Here is a 20,435-nt window from a genome sequence, read left to right as displayed (position 1 = left end):
CCGGGGCCGACGCGCACGGTCCCGGTCACATCGGGCCGCAACGCCCGGACGGCCGTGGGGATTCCGGTGAGGTGCGCGGCGCCGGCGCGGGCCTGTCCGCCGGTCCGGCGCGGAGGGCGCGTCCGGGTGCGCGTTCCGGGGGCGCTGCGGTGGAGTCGCCGCCGGCCGGCTGCGTCGGCGGGGACGCGTGCCACGACCGGGGCGGGGCGGTCGGCGGCGCATACGCCTGCGACGACCGGGGCGGGGCGCGGGGAGCCGGGGCCGCGGGTGGCGAGCGGGGTCGCTCGTCGCACGGCGGTGATGTCGGCTGCGGGTGCCACCGGGTCCTCCTGCCTCTTCGGGCACGGACTCCGGGGCCTGTCGGTGACGACAGAAGAAGCGGAACGCGACGGGAGAAACGCCTGGTCCGCGGGAATCCGGACGCGTGGGCCGGAATGCTCCGGAACCCGCGTCCGCCCACGGCGGCATACCCGATACGGCCCGCCGCGCACTGCCTCCCATCCGGACTTTCACCGTCGGTCCAGGAATCTCACCTGGTCAACCGGCCGCTGGATGCGGACGGGTCGCGGACTATAACCGCCGGTTCGGAATTACACCGACCCCGGAGTGCGCTGCTGCTGGTACCCCATCAGTCTGCCACGAGTTGCCCCGGGCCAGCAGGGGGGTAGCTGTGCGCTGGCTCACAGCGCACGTTCCGTGACGTTTCCCGGCCCCGGCCGGTGCGCCTCCGTCGCGTCCGGCCGGGGGTCAGGGGGCGGCCGGGGCGAAGAGCGCGTCCTGCGCGGACTCCCGGGCCGTGAAGAGGGCGCCGCGCAGGATCGCCGTACCGCCCAGCTCACCCGCCCTGACCTCGGTGCGCAGCGGGGACATGGTGGCGAGCCGGTCCTCGACCAGGGCGGCGAGCCCGGTTCCCCCGGCGTGCCCGACCTCTCCGGCGAGGACCAGGCAGCCGGGGTCCACGACCGAGACGACGGAGGCGGCGCCCAGGGCGATGCGCTCGGCGAGGGCGCTCAGGAAGCCGTCCCCGCCCTTCGCCCCGGCGAGGGCGTCGTGGACGGCCGCCGCGGCTGCGAAGCCCTGCTCGGCGCCGGTGACCGCGTACCGCGCCTCCGGGGTGTCGGGGCGGGCGCGCGGCGGTTCCATGCCGTGCGAGACGGCGAGCGCGCAGATGGCCTCCGAGCCCACGAGCGAGTGGAAGCCCCCTTCGCAGGTGGCGGCCGAGAGAGGGCCGACCGCCCCGGGTACGGGCATGAAACCGATCTCCCCGGCACCTCCGGAGGCGCCCCGGCGCAGGGTGCCGTCGAGCATGAGGGCGGCACCGACGGCGTGGCCGAGCCAGAAGAGGGCGAACGTCGACCGGTCGCGGGCGGCTCCGACCCGGCGTTCGGCAACGGCGGCGAGGTTGGTCTCGTTCTCCACGAGCACCCGTGCGGAGAGGTGTTGCTGGAGGGAGGCCACCAACTCCCGGTGCCAGGAGGGCAGTCCGATGGTGACCCGCAGCTCCCCGGTGGCGGGGTCGATCAGTCCGGGGGCGCCGATGCCGACGCTGTGCAGGGGGGCGTCACCCGCCTCGCGGGCGGTGCGTTCCAGCAGGGCGACCGCCCGCTCGACGGCGGTGCCGGTGTCGCCGATGGGCACGCTCGCCTCGGCGAGCGTGCGGCCGAGGAGATCCGCGACGATCACCGAGACGCTGCCGGTGCGCACGTCGAGCGCGGCGAGCTGGGCGCGGTCCGCGACGATTCCGTAGAGCCGGGCGTTGGGCCCCCGGCGTTCGGCGCCGGCCTCGCCGACCACTTCGATCAGGCCGGCGTCCTGCAACCGTTCGACCAGGTCGGCGACGGTCGGGCGGGAGAGCCCGGTCGACGCTTTGAGCTGAGTGGCCGTCAAGGGGCCGTCCTGCTGGAGGAGCCGCAGGGCGAGCCGGTCGTTGATGGCCCGGGCGGTGCTCGGGGAGGCGGGCATGGCGGAATCCTTCCAGATCACCGTGGCGTCCTCCGACGCGGGCTTTTTATCAGGCAAGGTTCCTGATAGTTTACGGCTCGATCCTGGGACAGGAGAGACGGCCGCCCTGCGGGCGCGCATGGGAGGGAACCCGGACATGGCATCGGACTCGATCGCGACAGCCTTCGACCCCGCGCAGGTGAAGCGCGCCAGATACGCGGTCGCCGCCGTGTTCACCGTGCACGGCGCGGTGACCGGCAGTTTCGCCACCCGGGTCCCCTGGATCCAGGACCACGCGGGGGTCAGCGCGGGACAGCTGGGCCTCGCCCTCGCCTTCCCGGCGATCGGCGCCTCGCTGGCGATGCCGGTGGCCGGCCGGATCAGCCACCGGTTCGGCGCCCGCAACGCGCTGCGGGTCCTGCTCGCCCTCTGGACGCTGGCGCTGATCCTGCCGGCGCTCGCTCCGAACCTGCTGACGCTCTGTGCGGCCCTCTTCGTCTACGGCGCCTCGGCGGGCATGTCCGACGTGGCGATGAACGCCCTGGGCGTGGAGGTCGAGAACCGCCTCGACCGCTCGATCATGTCCGGTCTGCACGGCATGTGGAGCGCCGGCGCCCTGATCGGCTCGGCGGCGGGCACGGTGGCGGCCCACGTCGGTGCCGACGCGCGGCTCCACCACACCGTTGCCGCGCTGGCCCTCACCGTGCTGGGCGTCGTCGCGGTCCAGGGCGTACTGGACCTGCGCAGCGAGCCGGACGAGGAGCCGCCGCCGCGCTTCACCCTGCCGCCCAGGTCGGCGCTGGTGATCGGTGCGATCGGCTTCTGCGCCGTGTTCGCCGAGGGGGCCTCCATGGACTGGTCGGCCGTCTACCTGCGGGACGTCGTCGACACCTCGGCCGGTCTCGCGGCCGCCTCCACCACGGCGTTCGCGCTGATGATGATGGTGGCGCGGATCGCCGGGGACAAGATCGTGGACCGTTTCGGTGCCGTCCGCACGGTGCGGGCCGGCGGCACGCTCGCCACGGTGGGCGGCGCCCTGGTGGTCCTCTCCCCGGGCGCGGTGGGTGTGCTCTGCGGGTTCGGCCTGCTCGGCCTCGGGGTCGCGGTCGTCGTCCCGCTGGCCTTCGCGGCGGCGGGGCGCAGCGGACCGAACCCGAGTCAGGCGATCGCCGGCGTCGCCACCATCACCTACACCTCCGGGCTGGTCGCGCCGTCCGCGATCGGATCGCTGGCGGAGGCGACGTCGCTGGTCGTCTCCTTCGGCCTGGTGACGGTGCTGGCCTTCGGCCTGGTGATCGGGGCCGGTGTCCTGCGCGGCGCCGACCGCAAGGTGGCGGACCGGGTGCCGGCACCGGGCCCCGTGGTGGCGAAGAGCCCGTCCGAGGGCTGAGGAGGGGCGGTCGGCAGGGGTGCGGCGGCCCCGGCCGGCGCGCGGTCCGGGCTTCGCGCCCTCCTCGACGACCGTCGTACGGACACAGGCCGAGGCGTCGCCGTCGTCGAGCGGCCGGAGCCCCTCGGCCCGCCCGGGCGACTCCTCCAACCGGGGCGCGTGCGGGGCGCCCCCGAACGTCCGCACCCGTTCCAGCCCGTCAAGGGGATCGCGCGCGGCGAGCGCGAGCCGCGCGGAACCGGCCGGGGTGTCCCACACCCCGAGCGGGCCCGGCACGGGGCTTGAGGAACATCCATGCCAGATCGTGCGCTAAGCCCGGATTGCCGCTGGTCGGCACCTGACGGAGCGTCGGCGCCGGAACGGCGGTGAAGTCTTCCGCAGATAACGCCCTATTACCTGCGGTATCACTGAGCGCGACCTGCGGGGACGCCTTCCGCACGCTGCGTGAGGCGACCCGGTTATCTGCGGCAAGGGAGAGGCAGTGCCCGCGGTCCTGCTACTGCCGACCGGGAAGGCGCTGGCCGTCCCGACAACGGCCGACGCCTTCCTTGACTCGCTCACCCACCCGGACACCGTCCGGAACTTCGGCCCCGCCCTCGGGAAGACCGCCGAGCGGATCGGCGAGAACCGGCCGCTCGCCTCGGTCGAGGACGACGAGATCGGCGAGGCGAGGAAGTTCTGAGCGTCAACATCGAGGACTTGGACTTGGCCGGACGCCACTGCCCGGTAAAGGCGAAGGGCGCCCAGCCGAAGGTTCGTCGCTGCGGTGTCGCCCGCGAGGACTACGTTCTGGAGACGGTGTACTGGGACGCTGGTACCGCCCGGCTGCTCAAGGGCCGCACCTGCGGGCCGGTCTTCGTCACGCATCGCCGCCCGGGCCCGGGGAAGGTGCTCGCCCCTCGCGACGTGTGCCCGGACACTGGGCTCGCCCGCCTCTCCTACGGGCAGGCCCGCGCCGCTTGATGAGCACACCGCGATGCGAGGGCCAGGCACTGGCTGGGAGCCTGCACGAGTACCGCCACTCCGGCCTGACCCACCTTGATGAGGCCGGGGCCAGCCTGCTGATGCTGATGGCGAAGTCGCGGCACGAGAAGACGGAGAACGTCCGCCGCTACTTCAAGCCGTCCCCGGAGGCAATCTCCGAGGTGACCAGACTGCTTACGCCCGGCAACAGCAGGCGCTGATGACCTGGTTCTCCGGAGAAACGGTGTCAGCCCGCACAACTAAGGTGGCCGGTCACTGACCTCAAGGGGATCCATCATGGGCATTCATCCAGATGTAGCCGTATTGCTCGATCTCGTACCAGCAGATCTTGCGGGCGGCGAGCGGATCGACTGGGCGGCGGCCGAAGCTTTGCTGGGCACCAAGCTTCCGAGCGACTACAGGGCACTGCTGGACACCTACGGCGTGGGCGACATCGGAGAGCTTGTCATTCTGCCCCCACTGCCGAGTGACGTGCGTGGGTGGGAGGGGTGTCACATCGGCAGCATGACGGCTGGTCTGCGCAGACTCTGGGACGAGGACGCAGGTGTCCTTGGCGTGACGCTAGGTGCTGATGCTGTCCTGCCCTGGGGCTCAGGAATGAATGCCAACGAGATGGCTTGGCTGATGAACGACCCCGAACCGGACAAGTGGCCAGTCGTAGCCTGGCGGCGGCACTACTCGTCGGGCGAGTCGCCGTGGGCCCTGTTTGAGTGCGGCATGGCCCAGTTCATCGCACGCATGATACTGGGCCGGTTCGATGCCTGCCCACTCGGTGATGCGTCGCTCTGGAACCAGCCAGACACCTTCGTCAGCTGGCGCGAGCAACGTCGACGGCTTCTTGCCGGCCTGGACCCGCAGACCGGCGAACCCAGTCCTTACGCCGACATGTTTCCCATCACCGAGGACTGGCCCTGAGTGGCGGGGCCGCCCGGGGCGAATCTCAATCCCCGCGCGACCCGACCACTGAAGCTTGCTCAGCCCATCCCGGAGTCGTATTCGCTCGGGTGCCAGCAGCTCACCGGAGCACGACCGCGACGTCGCATCGTTCGAGGAGTCGCACGATCTCCTCGAAGTAGGAGAGCTGGCCATGCGGATTCTCCACAATGTCCGCCAGTGCGCGGCGTGCGATCTCGGAGTCGTGCCAGGTCAGGGTGAAGGGCGGAGCCACTCCGAATCCACCGCCCAGGCAGTCCTTGAAGGCGTTCCACTCCCGGCCGTAGTAGCGGCCGGGCCCGAGCAGGGCCTCGGCGATCGCGCAGTGCAGACCGGGAACGTCAGTGATGAACCGGCCGTCGAGATGGTGCTCACCGCCGGACCGATCCGGCTGGGGCGCGGGCACCCTCCAGGCACGAGTGGTGAGGTCCAGCCACTCGGCCCTGCCCTGCGAGTCGTACGGCGCCCAGAGGTTGGGCTCTGCCGGCGGGCCCTGATACCACTGCGCCCAGATCGGGCGGGCCGCCGACGATGGCCGACCGTCTCCACCATCGGTGAGGGTGATGTCGACGAGCGTGCCGCCGAGCACGGACGGACGCGCTCCGGTGATGGCCAGGCCCACGGTGCGGGAGGCCATCACGGCACCATGGCGATCCAGAACCAGGAGGTAGGCCCAGTCCCGCTCCGACCGACGGGGCCGTCGCAGCGCCGCGAGCAGGGGCTCCGCAGGCTCGCAGCCGATCAGCTCCATCGGAACGGGGACAGGGTCCGCTCGCGCCTTGAACAGGCCGTCCACGGCGGAGCACCGGCCTGCACTTGCCGCAGCGACCGTCGTCCCCGCGAAGAGCTCGAAGCGTGGCACCGCAGGCAGTTCGAAGAAGCTCTCCTCGTTCCTGACGCCGGCGCCGAGCACGATGTCGTACCGCGCCGGGTCGGCCGGGTGGGGCTGATGGGCCACCACGACCGCATCGACGAGTGTCCACCACTGCACGGGCTTCTCGTCGTCCCAGACCTCGACGCACACGTCACCCATACCCCGCAGCGAGACGTCGGGCTCAGCCAGGATGTTGCTCAGGAGACCGTCGGGGCGGCATCCGCGGAGAGTGAGGACCTCCCGTGCCGGCGGGACCGGGTCGACGAAGAACCCTTCGACGCCCGCACACCTCCCCCAGAGCTGTTCCACGCCGTCCTCGTCCTCCTGAACCAGGAGGTAGTTCACCAGAAGCCCCCGGTCGTGATCTGCGGTGCGCACCCAACCCCCGAACGTGTGAGCAGCCTTCGCGCCTACGATACGACCCGCCTGGCCCGGGGAGGACGGAGGACGGTTGTTCGCGCTCGATCACATGTCGTCGGCGGCGCTCAGATCACGCAGGGGTAGCAAGCCGCCCGGCAGTTCCGGCAGCCGGAACGAGTACCGGCCGAGCATGTTGACGTGGTGCCGCACGAACGGGGAGAGCCGGGCGACGTCCTTCTCTCGGGCGTCGAAGCCGTCGGCGCGGAGCTGGGCAACGGCGGCGTCCATGTACCGGGTGTTGAAGAGCACCAGGGCGTTGAGGACCAGGCCGAGCGCACCGATCTGGTCCTCCCTGCCGTCGTGCTAGTGCTGGTAGAGCTGCCCGGCCCTGCCGTGGAAGATCTTCCGGGCGAGAGCATGGCGGCCTTCCTGCAGGTTCGCCTGCGTCTTGATCTGCCTGCGGTAGCCGGGCTCGTCGGCCAGCCGCAGGATGTGCAGCGACTTCGAGACCCGCCCGTAGTGCGCGATAGCGTCGCCCAGCGGGGTGGGCCGGCCGTCACGGGACAGCACCCGGATCACATCGTAGGCCCGCACCGCCCCGGTGTGGTCGAGCCGATCATCCGCAGGATGTCCTCCCAGTGCCGCACGATGCGCACCAGGTCGACCCGGCCGCAAGCCGCATCCTGGAAGGCCCCGTAGTCGGCAGCGCGATCCACGCGCCACACCGGCGCCCCGTAGAACGACCCGTACCGCGCCGCCTGCTCATCCGTGAGAAACTCGACCGCCCCAACGGCCCTCCGAAGATCGACAACATCGATCCGCGAAGGTTCAACCGCACGATCAGCCCTGGTCAACGGCCTCCCGGAGTCGGCTGGGCCTTAGCGCACGATCTGGCATGGATGTTCCTCAAGCCCCGGCACGCTGGGTCCGCCGCGTCCGAGGAGCGGCCCGGCCCGTGGGCCGTGAAGCGGGCGCGAGGACCCGCGTCCGGTCCGGCCCGACCGGCCGCCCCGCCGCGGCTCGGCTCGTACCCCTCATGGCCAGGTCCCCGTCCTGTCGTGGTGCCCCGTCATCGTCCCGTGCGGGCCGCTCAGCGGGCGCCCGCGCGTCCCCGGGCCGGGTGGAGCGGGTGCGGGTCCGCGGCGACCGGCGTCCCGCGGGTCAGCCGCGGTCGTACCCCGGGTTCTCCGGCTCCCGCAGGGGTGGTTCGCCGGTCATGTGTGCCGGGGCGAGGACCCGCAGGACGTGGTAGCCGAGGACCACCACGATCGTTCCCAGCGCGATGCCGCTGAGCTCGAAGTTGTCGGTGAAGGTCAGGCTGACGTTGCCGATCCCGACGATGAGCCCGGCCGCCACCGGCACCAGGTGCAGCGGGTTGGCGAGGTCGACCCCGGCGCGGACCCAGATCTGGGCACCGAGCAGGCCGATCATGCCGTAGAGGATGACGGTGATGCCGCCGAGGACCCCGCCGGGGATCGCCGCCACGAAGGCACCGAACTTGGGGCAGAGTCCGAAGAGGATCGCGAACCCGGCCGCGCACCAGTAGGCGGCGGTGGAGTAGACGCGGGTGGCGGCCATCACACCGATGTTCTCCGCGTAGGTGGTGGTGGCGGGTCCGCCCACGGAGGTCGCGACGACGGTGGCCACGCCGTCCGCCATGATCGCGGTGCCGAGCTGGTCGTCCAGCGGATCGCCGGTCATCTCCCCGACGGCCTTGACGTGACCCGCGTTCTCCGCGATGAGGGCGATGACCACGGGCAGCGCCACCAGGATCGCCGAGCCGGAGAAGCTCGGGGCGTGGAAGTCCGGCAGTCCGATCCAGCTCGCGTCGCCGACCCCGGACAGGTCGAGGCGCCAGTGGTCCACGGACTCGGTGCCGCCCGCCGGGGAGTGGATACGGCCGAAGACCCGGTCGAGCACCCAGGACAGGACGTAGCCGAAGGCCAGCCCGAGGAAGATCGCGATACGCGACCAGAAGCCGCGCAGGACGACCAGGGCGAAGCCGGTGAAGACCATGGTGAGCAGCGCCGACCACTGGTCCTGCGGCCAGTAGGTGCCTGCCGTCACCGGGGCGAGGTTGAATCCGATGAGCATGACGACCGCGCCCGTGACCACCGGCGGCAGGACGAGGTGGATGATCCGCGCGCCGAGTGCGCGCACCACCGCCCCGCAGAGGAAGAGGACGGCTCCGACGACCAGCAGCGCGCCGGTGAGGGTCGACGCGTCGCCGCCCTGGGTCGCGATCACGGCGGCGACGCCGACGAACGACAGGCTGCTCCCCAGGTAGCTGGGGATACGTCCCCGCGTGAGGAGCAGGAAGAGGATGGTGGCGACGCCCGAGGCCATGACGGCGAGGTTGGCGTCCAGCCCCATCAGGACCGGCGCGACGAAACACGCGCCGATCATGGACACCACGTGCTGGGCGCCGAGCCCGGCCGTCCGGCCCCAGGTCAGCCGCTCACCGGGCTTGACGACCTCCCCCGGCCGCAAGTGCTTGCCGTCACCGTGCAGCTTCCAGCCGAAGCCCGCCATGCTCACCCCTCCGCTCGGGTCACCCCTCCGCACGGTGAGGGGTCGCGGCCGCGCCGGGCTCCGGCACCGCCGACCACCCTGCGCAACGATGACCGAAAAGATCCTTTGTAGCCGACACCGTCCGGCGGCGCCAAAACGTTCATCCTCGCGTACGGGTGATCCACTCGCGGGAACTCGGTCCGGCGGGCCGGTGGGAGAAGCCGGTCACCCCGTGGCGAGGGCGTACGCGTACTCCGGGCTGAACGCGCCCGCCTCCGCCGAACAGCCGTCGGATTCCCCCGGCGACTTCACCCACAGGTACGCGTCGATCCGGGGCTCGCCGGTACGCGTCGTCGGGGCGCGGCCGAGGGCCCGCCCCGGCGGGTCGCACCAGGCGTCGTCCGCCGGGGCGCCGTTGCCGTTGCGGCTGGTGTCGATGACGGCGCCGAGGCCGGGCGGACCACCGAGGGCGTCCAGCACCCGCCGCGCGTAAGCGGCTTCCTCGGCCGTGGCGCGGAAGTTCGAGACGTTGGTGAAGATCCCGTCGCCGTACCGGGCGGCGCCCGCCGCCCGCAGCAGCGCCGCCTGTTCCGCCGCGCCGTGCCAGGCGGAGTGGCCGCCGTCGAAGTACACCCGGGCCCGCGGGTTCGCGGCGTGCAGGGTCCGGGCCGCCCGCGCCAGCGAGGCGAACCGGGCGGCCCGGCCGTCCGGCGTGAGGCAGTCCGCGTCCGCCACCGCGTCCGGTTCCAGGACGACGATCACCGGCCCGCCGCCGAGCCCCGCCGCGAAGCCGCGCATCCAGGTGTCGTAGGAGCCGAGGTCGGGGGCGCCGCCCCCGGAGGCGCCGCCGCAATCGCGGTCCGCGATGGCGTACGGCACCAGGACGGGGGTGCGGCCCGCGGCCCCGGCCGCCCGGGTCACGGCCGAGACGCGGCCGGTGACCGTGGCCGGGTCGTACGAGGTGAACCAGACGGCGGCCGGCCGGTCTCCTATCCGGGATGCGACGACCGGGCGGCGCGGATCGCCCGGGTGAGCGGCGATCCACTCCAGCAGCGGGGAGTCCGGGGAACGGTAGAGCTCCGGGAGCGCGGCCGGCTTCCCGCCGGCGGGCGGCGGCGGGGTCTTCGACGACCGGGCCGGGACCGGCGACGGGTCCGCCGCGGCGCCCGGTGCCGGACCCCGCGGGACCCGGGTCGCGGAGGTCTCCGCAGACGGGCCCGGCCCGGCGGTGGGTCCACCCGGGAGCGGCCCCGGGACCGGGCTGCCGGTCGGTCGGGGCAGGTCCGCGGCGCGGTCGTCGCCGCCCGTGGCGGCGGTCAGCGCCGCGAGGCCGGCGGCGGCCGCGACGAGGGCGGCGGCGGCGCTCATCGCCGCGTGGCGCCGGGCGGCGCGGCGCCGGGTACGGGCGCCCGCGCGGTGTCCACCGGACCCGTGTGTGGGCCCGGTGGCCGTGCCTCCGTGGTCGGGCACCCCTCACCATCCTTCCGGCGCACCGGGGTTCGTCCGATCCGATGAACCGCGGCCCGGTCGGCGCCGCGTCGAGCCTACGGCTGGGACGCTGCTGCCATGGCGCAGTCGGAGCAGATCGCGGTCCCGGTCCCCGAACACACCGAACACACCGAGCACACCGGGAGCACGGACACCGCGGGGGACGCGGCCTCCACCGGCATCACGGACGTGATCGAACGCATGCGCGCTCTGGGGGTGCGGTGTCCCGGCGGCGACGGCGTGGGGGTCTTCAACGAGGTCTACCTGGCGGTCACCGAGGCCATCGGCGCGGAGGTGGCGGCGGGCGGCTTCGCCGACCGGGCGGCCACCTCGGCGCTGGACGTCCGGTTCGCCGAGCGCTACCTGGCGGCGATCGGCACGGCCGACGGCGGCGGTCTCCCGCCGGAGTGCTGGCGGCCGCTCCTGCAGTACCGCCGGCATCCGGGTGTACGCCCGATCCAGTTCGCCCTCGCGGGCATCAACGCCCACATCGGCCACGACCTCGCGCTGGCGGTGGTGGACACCTGTCGTACCCTCGGCTGCGCTCCGCCGGAGCTGGAGGATGAGTTCGAGCGCGTGGGCGACCTCCTCGTCCTGTTGGAGGAGCGCATCCGCGAGGAGCTGATGCCCGGACCGGATCTGCTGGAGATCGCCGATCCGCTGACCCATCTGCTGACGTCCTGGAGCCTGCAGCGGGCCCGGGAGGGTGCCCGGTCGGCGGCGAAGGTGCTCTGGCGGCTCCGGTCGGTGCCGCCGCTGGCCGAGGAGTTCCGCGGGCGTACGGACGCCGCGGTCGGCTTGGTGGGCCGTTTCCTGCTGACGCCCTGCGGTTGATCCGCCGCCCCCGGCCGGGGACCGGGAGGCGGTGGCGGGGTCAGTCCTCCGGCAGTTCGACCGGTGCGATCTCGTCGAAGAGGTCGCCGGGGCCCGGGTTGGTGGGGTCGGTGGAGCCGCCGAACTGGGTCATCACGCCCCACACGGCGTTCAGCGCGGTCTGCACGGCCCCCTCGGCCCACCCGGCCGTCCAGGAGATGTCGTCGCCGGCCAGGAAGATCCCGCGCTTGTCGGCGGGCAGCCGGTCCTGCATGAAGTGGGTGAACAGGCGCCGCTGGTAGCGGTAGTGCCCGGGCAGGTTCGCCTTGAACGCGCCCATGAAATAGGGCTCGTTCTCCCAGGAGACGGTCACCGGGTTGCCGATGACGTGCTTGCGGATGTCGACGTTCGGGTAGATCTCGCCGAGCGACTTCAGCATGACGTCCATGCGTTCGTTCGGGGAGAGCGGCAGCCACTTGAGGCTGTCGTCGCACCAGGTGTACGAGAGGCAGATGACGGCCGGCTCGTCGGGCCCGTCGTCCAGCAGGTAGGTGCCCCTGGTCATCCGGTCGGTCAGCGTCATCGACATGGTGTCGCGGCCGGTGACCTCGTCCTTGTCCAGCCAGAACGGGCGGTCGACCGGCACGAACAGCTTGGACGACTCCATGTAGTGGGTGCGCTCCATCGCCGTCCAGTGGTCGATCGGGAAGAGCGCGTCGTCGCAGGCGATCTTGGAGAGCAGCAGCCAGGACTGTCCGGTGAAGACGACGGCGCGGTAGGTGCGGATGTCACCGCCCGCGTCCGTGACCGTGACGCGGTTGCCCGCCGTGCGGTCGAGCCGGGTGACGGCGGGCCGGGGGTCGCCGGCGTGCAGGGAGGAGAGCGAGGTACCGAGCGGCCAGTGGACCGGCTTGCGCGGCTCGCGCTCCCACAGACGCAGTGGGAGCTGCTGGCTCCCTCCGACGATCCCGCGGTGGTGGTCGTCGGCCTCGGTGTAGACGACCCGCAGGATCTCCAGGATGGAGTTGGGGAAGTCGGTGTCCCAGCCGCCGGTGCCGAAGCCGACCTGGCCGAAGATCTCGCGGTGGCGGAAGGACCGGAAGGACTCCGACGCGCACAGGAAGCCGTAGAAGGTCTGGTTGTCGAGCTGCTCCACGAGCCGGGCCCAGATCTCGCGGATGCGCGGGACGTCCCGCTCGCGCAGGGCGCGGTTCATGTCGGAGAAGTCGGCGCCCTCCTCCAGGCAGGCGTTCCAGGCTGCCGCGACGTCGCGGTAGACCTGGGGCAGGTCGTCGATGGTGCGCGCGTAGTGCGACTCGCCCTTGAGGTCCACGACGGTCGAAGGGGTCGCCGGAGAGAGCGGGTTGGGGAACGGCCGGGTCTCCAGGTCCACCAGGTCGATGTAGTGCTGGAGCGCCGTGGACGAGGGCGGGAAGCGCATCGCGCCCATCTCGGCGGTGAGCTTGGGGTCGCAGCCGTCGAAGCCGACGGTGCGCAGCCGCCCGCCGATGCGGTCGGCCTCGTAGACGACGGGCCGCAGGCCCATCTTCATCAGCTCGTAGGCGGTGATGATGCCCGAGAGGCCGCCGCCGATGACCGCGACCTCCTGCCCGTGCTCGGTGGCGGGTATCTGGCCGAGGCCCGCCGGGTGCGCGAGGAAGTCGTCGTACGCGTACGGGAAGTCCGGGCCGAACATGGTGATCGGCGGGGCGGTGTCGGCGTGCGGGACGGCGTTGGGCACCGTGGACGTCATGGGGTACGGACTCCTTGCGGGTACGAGCGGGAGGTGCGCGGAAGCGGAGGGCCTCGGGCGGGCCGGCCTCAGGCGGGGCGGGCGAGCGCGCCGTACAGCTCCGGGCGCCGGTCGGCGAGGTACGGGTTGGCGGCGCGCGAGGCGGCCAGGAGGCCGGGGTCCACGTCGCCGCTCACGAGCTCCTCGCCGTGTCCGGCCCGGGCGCGCACGGTGCCGTCCGGACCGGCCAGGCAGCTCAGCCCGACGAACTCGAACTCGCCTTCCGGGCCGGTCCGGTTGACGTACGCGACGTACAACTGGTTCTCGAAGGCGCGGACCGGTACGACGGACTCGGCGACGAACTGGAAGGGGTGCATCTGCGCCGTCGGCACGAGCAGCAGGTCGGTGCCGGCGAGCGCGTGGGCCCGGACGTTCTCCGGGAACTCGACGTCGTAGCAGATCAGCAGCCCGACGCGGACACCGCCGACCTCGGCCTGGACGACGGTCCGTTCCCCGGGGGTGAACCAGGCGTGCTCGAAGTCGCCGAACAGGTGGGTCTTCCGGTAGTGCGCGAGGACGGTGCCGTCGGGGCCGACGAGCTGCGTGGCGTTGTGGACCAGCTCGCCGGCGCGCTCCGGGTAGCCGTACAGGACGGCGATCCGGTGGCGGGCGGCGAGGGCGGCGACGGCCCGCGCGCCAGGACCGTCGGCGGTCTCGGCCAGGCGGGGAACGGCGTCGCCGAGGGCGTAGCCGGTGAGGTACATCTCGGAGGTCACCAGCAGCTGGGCTCCGTCGGCGGCGGCCCGCGCGGCGGCGTCGTCGAGGGCGCCGAGGTTCGCCGGAACGTCCCCCGGGGTGCCGGAGCTCTGGAACAGGGCGGTGCGCAACGACGGCATGGCTGACCTCGGACGGAAGCGGCGGGGGACGTATCCGAAGGTACGGTCCGCGCAGACCCCCGACAAGGCGCGAGCGTTGCGCACCGACCGTCGATCCGTTGCGCCGGACCGCCCTTGCGCGGCGATTCGTTGCGTTCGTCGTCGCCGCAGGTCAGGCGGGTGATCCTGGTCTCGCTCCCGAGGCGGGCCGGGCTACTCGACGGGCGGTCCGGAGACGTACCGGCGGACCAGCGGGGAGAGCACCAGGACGGACTTGGTCCGCTCGACGTACGGTTCCCCCGCGATGCGTTCGAGTACCTGCTCGAAGTGGCGCATGTCGGCCGCGAAGACCTGCACGACGGCGTCCGCGTCGCCGGTGACGGTGGAGGCGGACGCGATCTCGGGGTAGCGGGACAGTCCGCTCCTGATCGCGTCGGGAGAGGTGTTGCGGCTGCAGAAGATCTCGATGAAGCCCTCCGTCTCCCAGCCCAGGGTGGAGGGGTCGACCCGTACGGTGAAGGCGGTGATCGCCCCCTGGTCGCGGAGCCGGTCGACGCGGCGCTTCACGGCGGGCGCGGACAGGCCGACGAGCGCGCCGATGTCGGCGTAGGAGCGTCGGGCGTCTTCGGCGAGGGCGTGGACGATGCGTTCGTCGAGGTCGTTCAGGCGCACGGGGGGCGGTTCATTTCTCTGCGAGGGGCTGCCGGCGGGGGCGGCGGTGCCGCCCCCGCAGTAGACCACGGGCGCCCCTCGCCGGGGCGCCCCTCGCGTGGCGGAGCGGTCAGAAGGGGAACCGGGTGCGGCCGCGCTGGACGGAGATCCACTTCTGGGTGGTGAAGGCGTCGATCGTCGCCTCGCCGTTGAGGCGCCCGAGGCCCGAGTTCTTCACTCCGCCGAACGGGACGATGGGCTCGTCGTTCACGGTGCCGTCGTTGATGTGGATCATTCCGGTGTGGATGCGCTGCCCGACGCGCACCCCGCGCTCGATGTCGCCGGTGTGCACGGCGCCGCTCAGGCCGTACGGGGTGTCGTTCGCGATCCTGACCGCCTCGTCCTCACCGTCGAAGGGCACGAGCAGCGCGACGGGACCGAAGATCTCCTGCTGGAGGACGGGCGAGTCGGCGGAGAGGCCGGTGAGCACGGACGGGCTGACCAGGTTGCCGTCCGTGGTGCCCCGCAGCAGCGCGGTGGCGCCGCCGGCGACGGTCTGCTCGACCAGCTTGGTGACGGCCTCGGCCTGGGTGGAGTTGATCAGCGGGCCGATCTGGGTGGCGGGGTCGGCGGGGTCGCCGACCGTCAGGGACGCGACCTTGGCGACGAACTTCTCGGTGAACTCGGCCTCGACGGACCGGTCGACGAGGATGCGGTTGGCCGCCATGCAGACCTGGCCCTGGTGGACGAAGCGGCTGAAGACCGCCGCGTCGACGGCGTAGTCGATGTCGGCGTCGTCCAGGACGATGAGCGCGCTGTTGCCGCCGAGCTCCAGCACGACCCGCTTGAGGTGGGCGGCGCCGACCGTCGCGACGTGCCGGCCCACCTTGTCGGAGCCGGTGAAGGAGATGACCTGCGGCACCGGGTGCTCCAGCAGGGCGTCGCCGATCTCGGCGATGTCGGTGACCACGACGTTCAGCAGACCGGCGGGCAGACCGGCGTCCTCGAAGATCTTGGCGATGAGCGTACCGCCGACGACCGGGGTGTTCTGGTGCGGCTTGAGGACGACCGCGTTGCCGAGGGCGAGCGCCGGTGCGACCGACTTCAGGGAGAGCAGGAAAGGGAAGTTGAAGGGGCTGATGACGCCCACCACGCCGACCGGCTCGCGGTAGACCCGGTTCTCCTTGCCCTCGACCGGCGAGGGGAGCAGCTGGCCGGTGGGGCGCAGCGCGATCTGGATGGCCTCACGGAGGAACTCCTTGGCGAGGTGCAGCTCGAAGGCGGCCTTGAGGCGGGTGCCGCCGAGTTCGGCGACGATCGCGTCACCGATCTCCGGCTCCCGCTCCTCCACGATGCGCAGCGCCTGCTCCAGCACACCGCGCCGGCTGTAGGCGTTGGTCTCGGCCCACGACCGCTGGGCGCGCTCGGCGGCGCGGTAGGCCTGGTCCACCTCTTCGGCCGTGGCGACGGGGATGGAGGCGAGCTTCTCCCCGTCGAACGGGTTGAAGTCGATGATGTCCCAGGAGCCCTTGCCGGGCCGCCACTCGCCGTCGATGTACTGATGGGCCAGGTCAGTGAAGAAGGACATGAGATCCCTTACCGCAGAGTGGGCGGGTGACTGAACGGAGCTCATATTACTTACGTCGTACTGGAGTTGAAGCGGCAGACCGGCCAGGACCCCGTCGTGGCCGGAGTCGGGGCCCACGGCCGGTCCGCCACCCGCCGACGGCGTACGACCGAGCCCCCCACGGGGATCGTCGTGGGGGGCTCGGGAGTTGTCCGGGCCGGGGGCGGCCCGTCCGGTCAGCTCCAGCTGGCGTGCAGGGGCTTGCCCTCCGCGTACCCGGCGGCGCTCTGCACGCCCACGACAGCCTTCTCGGCGAACTCCTCCAGGGAGGCGGCGCCGGCATAGGTGCAGGACGAGCGGACGCCCGCGATGATCGAGTCGATCAGGTCCTCGACGCCGGGCCGTGTCGGGTCCAGGAACATCCGCGAGGTGGAGATGCCCTCTTCGAAGAGCGCCTTGCGGGCCCGGTCGTAGGCCGACTCGTCCGACGTGCGGTTCTTCACCGCACGCGCCGAGGCCATGCCGAAGGACTCCTTGTAGTACCGGCCGTCCGCCGACTGCTGGAGGTCTCCGGGCGACTCGTACGTACCGGCGAACCAGGAGCCGATCATCACGTTGGAGGCGCCGGCCGCGAGGGCCATGGCCACGTCGCGCGGGTGGCGGACGCCACCGTCCGCCCAGACGTGCTTGCCGTACTTCTTCGCCTCGGCGGCACATTCCAGGACGGCGGAGAACTGGGGCCGGCCGACGCCGGTCATCATGCGCGTGGTGCACATGGCGCCGGGTCCGACGCCGACCTTGATGATGTCCGCCCCGGCCTCGACGAGGTCGCGCACGCCTTCGGCGGCGACGATGTTCCCCGCGACGATCGGCACGTGCGGGTCGAGGGCGCGCACCGCGCGGACCGCGCTGATCATGGATTCCTGGTGGCCGTGGGCGGTGTCCACGACGAGGGTGTCCACCCCGGCGTCGACGAGCTGCTTCGCCTTGCCGGCCACGTCGCCGTTGATGCCGACGGCGGCGGCGACGCGCAACCGTCCCCGGGCGTCGGTGGCGGGCTTGTACAGGGTGGCGCGCAGCGCCGCCTTGCGGGTGAGGATGCCGACGAGCCGGCCCTGGGCGTCGACGGCGGGAGCGAGCTTGCGGTTGGCGTTGTCGAGCCGGTTGAAGGCCTCGCGGGGGTCGATGTCCGCGTCGAGCACGACCAGGTCCCTGGACATGACCTCGGAGAGCTGGGTGAAGCGGTCCACGCCGGTCAGGTCGTGGTCGGTGACGACGCCGACCGGCTTGCCGTCCTCGTCCACCACGACACCGGCGCCGTGGGCGCGCTTGGGCAGCAGTGAGAGGGCGTCCGCGACGGTCTGGCCCGGGGCCAGCACGATGGGGGTGTCGAGGACGAGGTGGCGCGTCTTGACCCAGGAGATGACGTCGGTGACGACCTCGATCGGGATGTCCTGCGGGATGACGACGAGGCCGCCGCGACGGGCGACGGTTTCGGCCATCCGCCGTCCGGCGATGGCGGTCATGTTGGCCACCACGAGCGGGATGGTCGTCCCGGTGCCGTCCGGCGCGGAGAGATCCACTCCTTGGCGCGATCCGACCGCCGAACGCCCCGGAACCATGAAGACGTCGTCGTACGTGAGGTCGTACGGGACGGACGGGGTGTCTGAGTAGCGGCCGGTGCCAGGTTCGAGAAAACGCATGTCACCCATGGTTCCACGGGAATCGCCGCAGGTCGCCCCGGAAAAGGAACAGCGATGGCCGCGCTCGCTCGTAGGTTCCTCCAAAGGCGTGTCGGCGGCCTCGCGCGAGGCACGGTCCGACCGGCGGAACCTACCCCGATCCCACGGCGGGCACACACCACCGCCAGACAATCGAACAGGATTCGAATACGGGATGATCTCCCAGGCTGGACCAGGTGACAAGCAGTCAGGTAGTTTCACCCACCGCAGGTGTAGGCCGTGTCCGACGAGCAGCGCCGGATCGGCGGTAACCGCCCGACACGGCCTGGGGGTACCGGGGGCGCCGTGAGCGCGTTCCCGGCCGCCCGTCACGCGAATGACCGGAGAGGACCCGGATCCGCCCGTGGAAAGTGAACTGCCGGACATTTACTGCCCGTTCCCCCAGCGCACGAATCCGCACGTCGGTCACACCCGCAGACATCTCGCCGAATGGACGCGCCGCACCGGGCTGGTGCACCGCGAGGCCGCGCGCCAACGGTTCGAACAAGCCGACTTCGCCGCGTTCGTCGGCATGGTGCACCCCACGGCGGACCCGGCGCGACTGGACCTGGTGGCCGACTGGTTCGTCTGGCTGTTCCTCGTCGACGACCAGCTCGACGACGGCCATCTCGGCCGTGATCCCGAGCGGGTGCGGAACGTGGTCGACCGGATGCGCGCCGTGGTGGACGGCAGTGCCCCGGACCCGGAGCGGGAGGAGGACCCGCCCCGGGCCGTGGTGGCCCTGGCCGACCTGTGGGAACGCACGGTTCCCGGGGTCGCCCCGCACTGGCGCACCCGCTTCGCCTTCCACCTGGTCGCCTACCTGACCACGGCCACCACCTGGGAGGCGGGAAACCGCGCGGACGACGTCGTGCCGTCGGAGGAGACGTACATCGCCAAGCGGCGCCACACCGGGGCGATACAGGTCTGCATGGACCTCATAGAGATCGTCGCCGGGATCGAGGCGCCCGAGTCGATCCACAACGACCCCCGCTTCATCACCGCCCTCGAAGCCTCGTGCAACGTGGTCTGCTGGGCCAACGACGTCTACTCCTACGAGAAGGAGCAGGTCCTCGGCGAGATCCACAACCTCGTCCACCTCGTCCGCCACCACCGCGGGCTCGGTGAGCAGGAGGCGCTCGACCTGGTCGCGGAGCGGATCGCCACGGAGACCGAGCGGTTCCTGACGGCGGAGGACGAACTCCTCGACCTGTACCCCCAGTTGTCCCCCCTGCTCGTGCCCTACCTGGACGGGATGCGCAGCTGGATGCGCGGCAACCTCGACTGGTCCCGGCAGACGCCCCGCTACGACTCCGCCAGCGTCGGCCAGTACCAGGAGCCCGGCAGGTACCTGGAGGAAGCGGTCCTCGGCATCGCGGCCGACCACGCGGCTCAAGCCGCCGGCAACGGGCGGGGCTGACACCTCTCCCGCGCACGTCGAAGAGGCCGGCCCCCACGACGGGGGCCGGCCTCTTCGACGTGCGGCTGCGGTCAGTGGCCGTCCGGGTCGGCCCGCTCCAGGGCGGGCCGGATGCCGGCGGCCGACTCGGTCAGCAGGTAGTCGGCGGCGGCGGTGTCCGTCACGAGGCTGGTCACCAGGCCCGAGCGGAGCACCGCTCCGATCGCCGCAGCCTTGCGCTGGCCGCCCGCGATGGCGACGACCTCCGGGATGCGGCGCAGCCGGTCGGCCTCCACCGTGATGCACCGCTCGCCCAGGTCCCGGCCGACCCGCCGCCCCTCGGCGTCGAAGAGGTGGGCGGACATCTCGGCCGCGACGCCGAGGGAGGCGTAGTGGGCGCGCTCCTCGTCCGACAGCATGTCGTGGACGGTGGAGATGCCCGGCTCCCAGGAGCCGATGGAGACCGCGGCCACCGTCACCTTGTCGAAGTAGTCGAAGGCGCGCGCGATCCCGGTCTGATGGCGGAGCGCGGCGGCGGTGGCCGGGTCCGGCAGCAGCATCGGGGCGTAGATGGGGTGCGCCTCGCCGCCGGAGACCTGCGCGGCCCGCCGGACCGCCTCGACGGAGCCGCGTTCGGCCGTGCCCGCGTCGTACACACCGGTCAGCTGGACCACCGTGCACGGAGGCAGCTGGTCGAGCGCCGCCGCCATGTGGATGGTGGACCGGCCCCAGGCCAGTCCGAGGACATCGCCCTCGTTCACCAGTTCGCCGAGCAGATCGGCCGCGACCTCGCCCAGGTTCTCCGGGTCGGGAGCGTCGTCCTGCTCCTCCGCCGGGGACTCCACGACGACCGCGTGCCGCAGCCCGTACCGGGAACGCAGCGCGTCGGAACGCTCCGCGTCCAGCTCGGCCGGTACCCGGATCTCGATGCGCACGAGATCACGCTCGAGCGCCGTCTCCAGGACCCGCGCCACCTTGAAGCGGCTGACGCCGAACTCCTCGGCGATCTGGATCTTGGACTTGCCCTCCAGATAGAACCGCCGAGCCATGGCCGCCGCCTGCACGAGCTCCGCGGGGCCCATCCGCATGGCTGACCGACCCGCCGAGATGCCAGACACCGCGATCTCCTCACTGCTGTTCACATGCCCGCTACGCCGCTCATCCTGTCAGATCCGGCGAACTTGATCGGCCTCGTC

Annotated in this window: 14 protein-coding genes, 2 pseudogenes and 1 riboswitch; of the genes and pseudogenes, 5 read left to right on the top strand and 11 right to left on the bottom strand. The window is 72.0% G+C overall.

The features are described from left to right. Positions 1-483: 483 nt before the first annotated feature. Positions 484-614: riboswitch (FMN riboswitch) on the bottom strand. 133 nt (positions 615-747) lie between these two features. Beyond that, complete coding sequence (locus PZB77_RS27060; protein ID WP_275495236.1) at positions 748-1,962, bottom strand: ROK family transcriptional regulator; 1,215 nt, start codon at positions 1,960-1,962, stop codon at positions 748-750. 136 nt (positions 1,963-2,098) lie between these two features. Between PZB77_RS27060 and PZB77_RS27055 the strand changes: the two genes are divergently transcribed. The 3 genes and pseudogenes from PZB77_RS27055 to PZB77_RS27045 all read left to right on the top strand — a co-directional run bounded on the left by PZB77_RS27055 (position 2,099) and on the right by PZB77_RS27045 (position 5,230). Beyond that, complete coding sequence (locus tag PZB77_RS27055; protein WP_275496237.1) at positions 2,099-3,331, top strand: MFS transporter; 1,233 nt, start codon at positions 2,099-2,101, stop codon at positions 3,329-3,331. A 481-nt stretch (positions 3,332-3,812) separates the two neighbouring features. Next, positions 3,813-4,515: pseudogene (locus PZB77_RS27050) on the top strand (site-specific integrase). Between the two features lie 76 nt (positions 4,516-4,591). Continuing rightward, positions 4,592-5,230, top strand: coding sequence for an SMI1/KNR4 family protein (locus tag PZB77_RS27045; protein WP_275495235.1), 639 nt, complete (start codon positions 4,592-4,594; stop codon positions 5,228-5,230). Positions 5,231-5,330: 100 nt separating this feature from the next. Here the strand turns inward: PZB77_RS27045 and PZB77_RS27040 are convergent, their stop codons facing one another. The 4 genes and pseudogenes from PZB77_RS27040 to PZB77_RS27025 all read right to left on the bottom strand — a co-directional run bounded on the left by PZB77_RS27040 (position 5,331) and on the right by PZB77_RS27025 (position 10,361). Further along, on the bottom strand, positions 5,331-6,500 hold the full coding sequence (locus tag PZB77_RS27040) for a barstar family protein (RefSeq protein WP_275495234.1): 1,170 nt from the start codon (positions 6,498-6,500) through the stop codon (positions 5,331-5,333). 87 nt (positions 6,501-6,587) lie between these two features. Next, positions 6,588-7,207, bottom strand: a pseudogene (locus PZB77_RS27035) (Tn3 family transposase); the annotation flags it as partial. Positions 7,208-7,643: 436 nt separating this feature from the next. After that, on the bottom strand, positions 7,644-9,014 hold the full coding sequence (locus PZB77_RS27030) for a solute carrier family 23 protein (RefSeq protein ID WP_275495233.1): 1,371 nt from the start codon (positions 9,012-9,014) through the stop codon (positions 7,644-7,646). A gap of 204 nt (positions 9,015-9,218) precedes the next feature. After that, complete coding sequence (locus PZB77_RS27025; RefSeq protein WP_275496235.1) at positions 9,219-10,361, bottom strand: glycoside hydrolase family 6 protein; 1,143 nt, start codon at positions 10,359-10,361, stop codon at positions 9,219-9,221. A 198-nt stretch (positions 10,362-10,559) separates the two neighbouring features. Between PZB77_RS27025 and PZB77_RS27020 the strand changes: the two genes are divergently transcribed. Continuing rightward, the gene (locus tag PZB77_RS27020; RefSeq protein ID WP_275495232.1) at positions 10,560-11,315 is read left to right on the top strand and encodes a DUF5995 family protein; all 756 of its coding nucleotides are present in this window, start codon (positions 10,560-10,562) and stop codon (positions 11,313-11,315) included. Between the two features lie 40 nt (positions 11,316-11,355). On the opposite strand, the gene PZB77_RS27015 is transcribed toward PZB77_RS27020, so the two are convergent. The 5 genes from PZB77_RS27015 to PZB77_RS26995 form a co-directional block, all read right to left on the bottom strand. Further along, complete coding sequence (locus PZB77_RS27015; protein ID WP_275495231.1) at positions 11,356-13,047, bottom strand: NAD(P)/FAD-dependent oxidoreductase; 1,692 nt, start codon at positions 13,045-13,047, stop codon at positions 11,356-11,358. Between the two features lie 68 nt (positions 13,048-13,115). Further along, positions 13,116-13,922: a carbon-nitrogen hydrolase family protein gene (locus PZB77_RS27010; protein WP_275495230.1), complete on the bottom strand. Its 807-nt coding sequence runs from the start codon at positions 13,920-13,922 to the stop codon at positions 13,116-13,118. A 192-nt stretch (positions 13,923-14,114) separates the two neighbouring features. Continuing rightward, positions 14,115-14,573, bottom strand: coding sequence for an Lrp/AsnC family transcriptional regulator (locus PZB77_RS27005; protein ID WP_275495229.1), 459 nt, complete (start codon positions 14,571-14,573; stop codon positions 14,115-14,117). 109 nt (positions 14,574-14,682) lie between these two features. Further along, complete coding sequence (locus tag PZB77_RS27000) at positions 14,683-16,140, bottom strand: aldehyde dehydrogenase family protein (protein ID WP_275495228.1); 1,458 nt, start codon at positions 16,138-16,140, stop codon at positions 14,683-14,685. 215 nt (positions 16,141-16,355) lie between these two features. Further along, complete coding sequence (locus tag PZB77_RS26995) at positions 16,356-17,822, bottom strand: GuaB1 family IMP dehydrogenase-related protein (RefSeq protein ID WP_275495227.1); 1,467 nt, start codon at positions 17,820-17,822, stop codon at positions 16,356-16,358. A gap of 382 nt (positions 17,823-18,204) precedes the next feature. Between PZB77_RS26995 and PZB77_RS26990 the strand changes: the two genes are divergently transcribed. Next, complete coding sequence (locus tag PZB77_RS26990; RefSeq protein WP_275495226.1) at positions 18,205-19,260, top strand: terpene cyclase; 1,056 nt, start codon at positions 18,205-18,207, stop codon at positions 19,258-19,260. Between the two features lie 71 nt (positions 19,261-19,331). Here the strand turns inward: PZB77_RS26990 and PZB77_RS26985 are convergent, their stop codons facing one another. After that, positions 19,332-20,327: a sugar-binding domain-containing protein gene (locus PZB77_RS26985; protein WP_275496233.1), complete on the bottom strand. Its 996-nt coding sequence runs from the start codon at positions 20,325-20,327 to the stop codon at positions 19,332-19,334. Positions 20,328-20,435: the final 108 nt, after the last annotated feature.

It is taken from the genome of Streptomyces sp. AM 2-1-1, from assembly GCF_029167645.1.
Lineage (GTDB): Bacteria > Actinomycetota > Actinomycetes > Streptomycetales > Streptomycetaceae > Streptomyces.
Note: the sequence above shows the minus strand (reverse complement) of the source record. Positions and strands in the feature narration are given on the sequence as shown.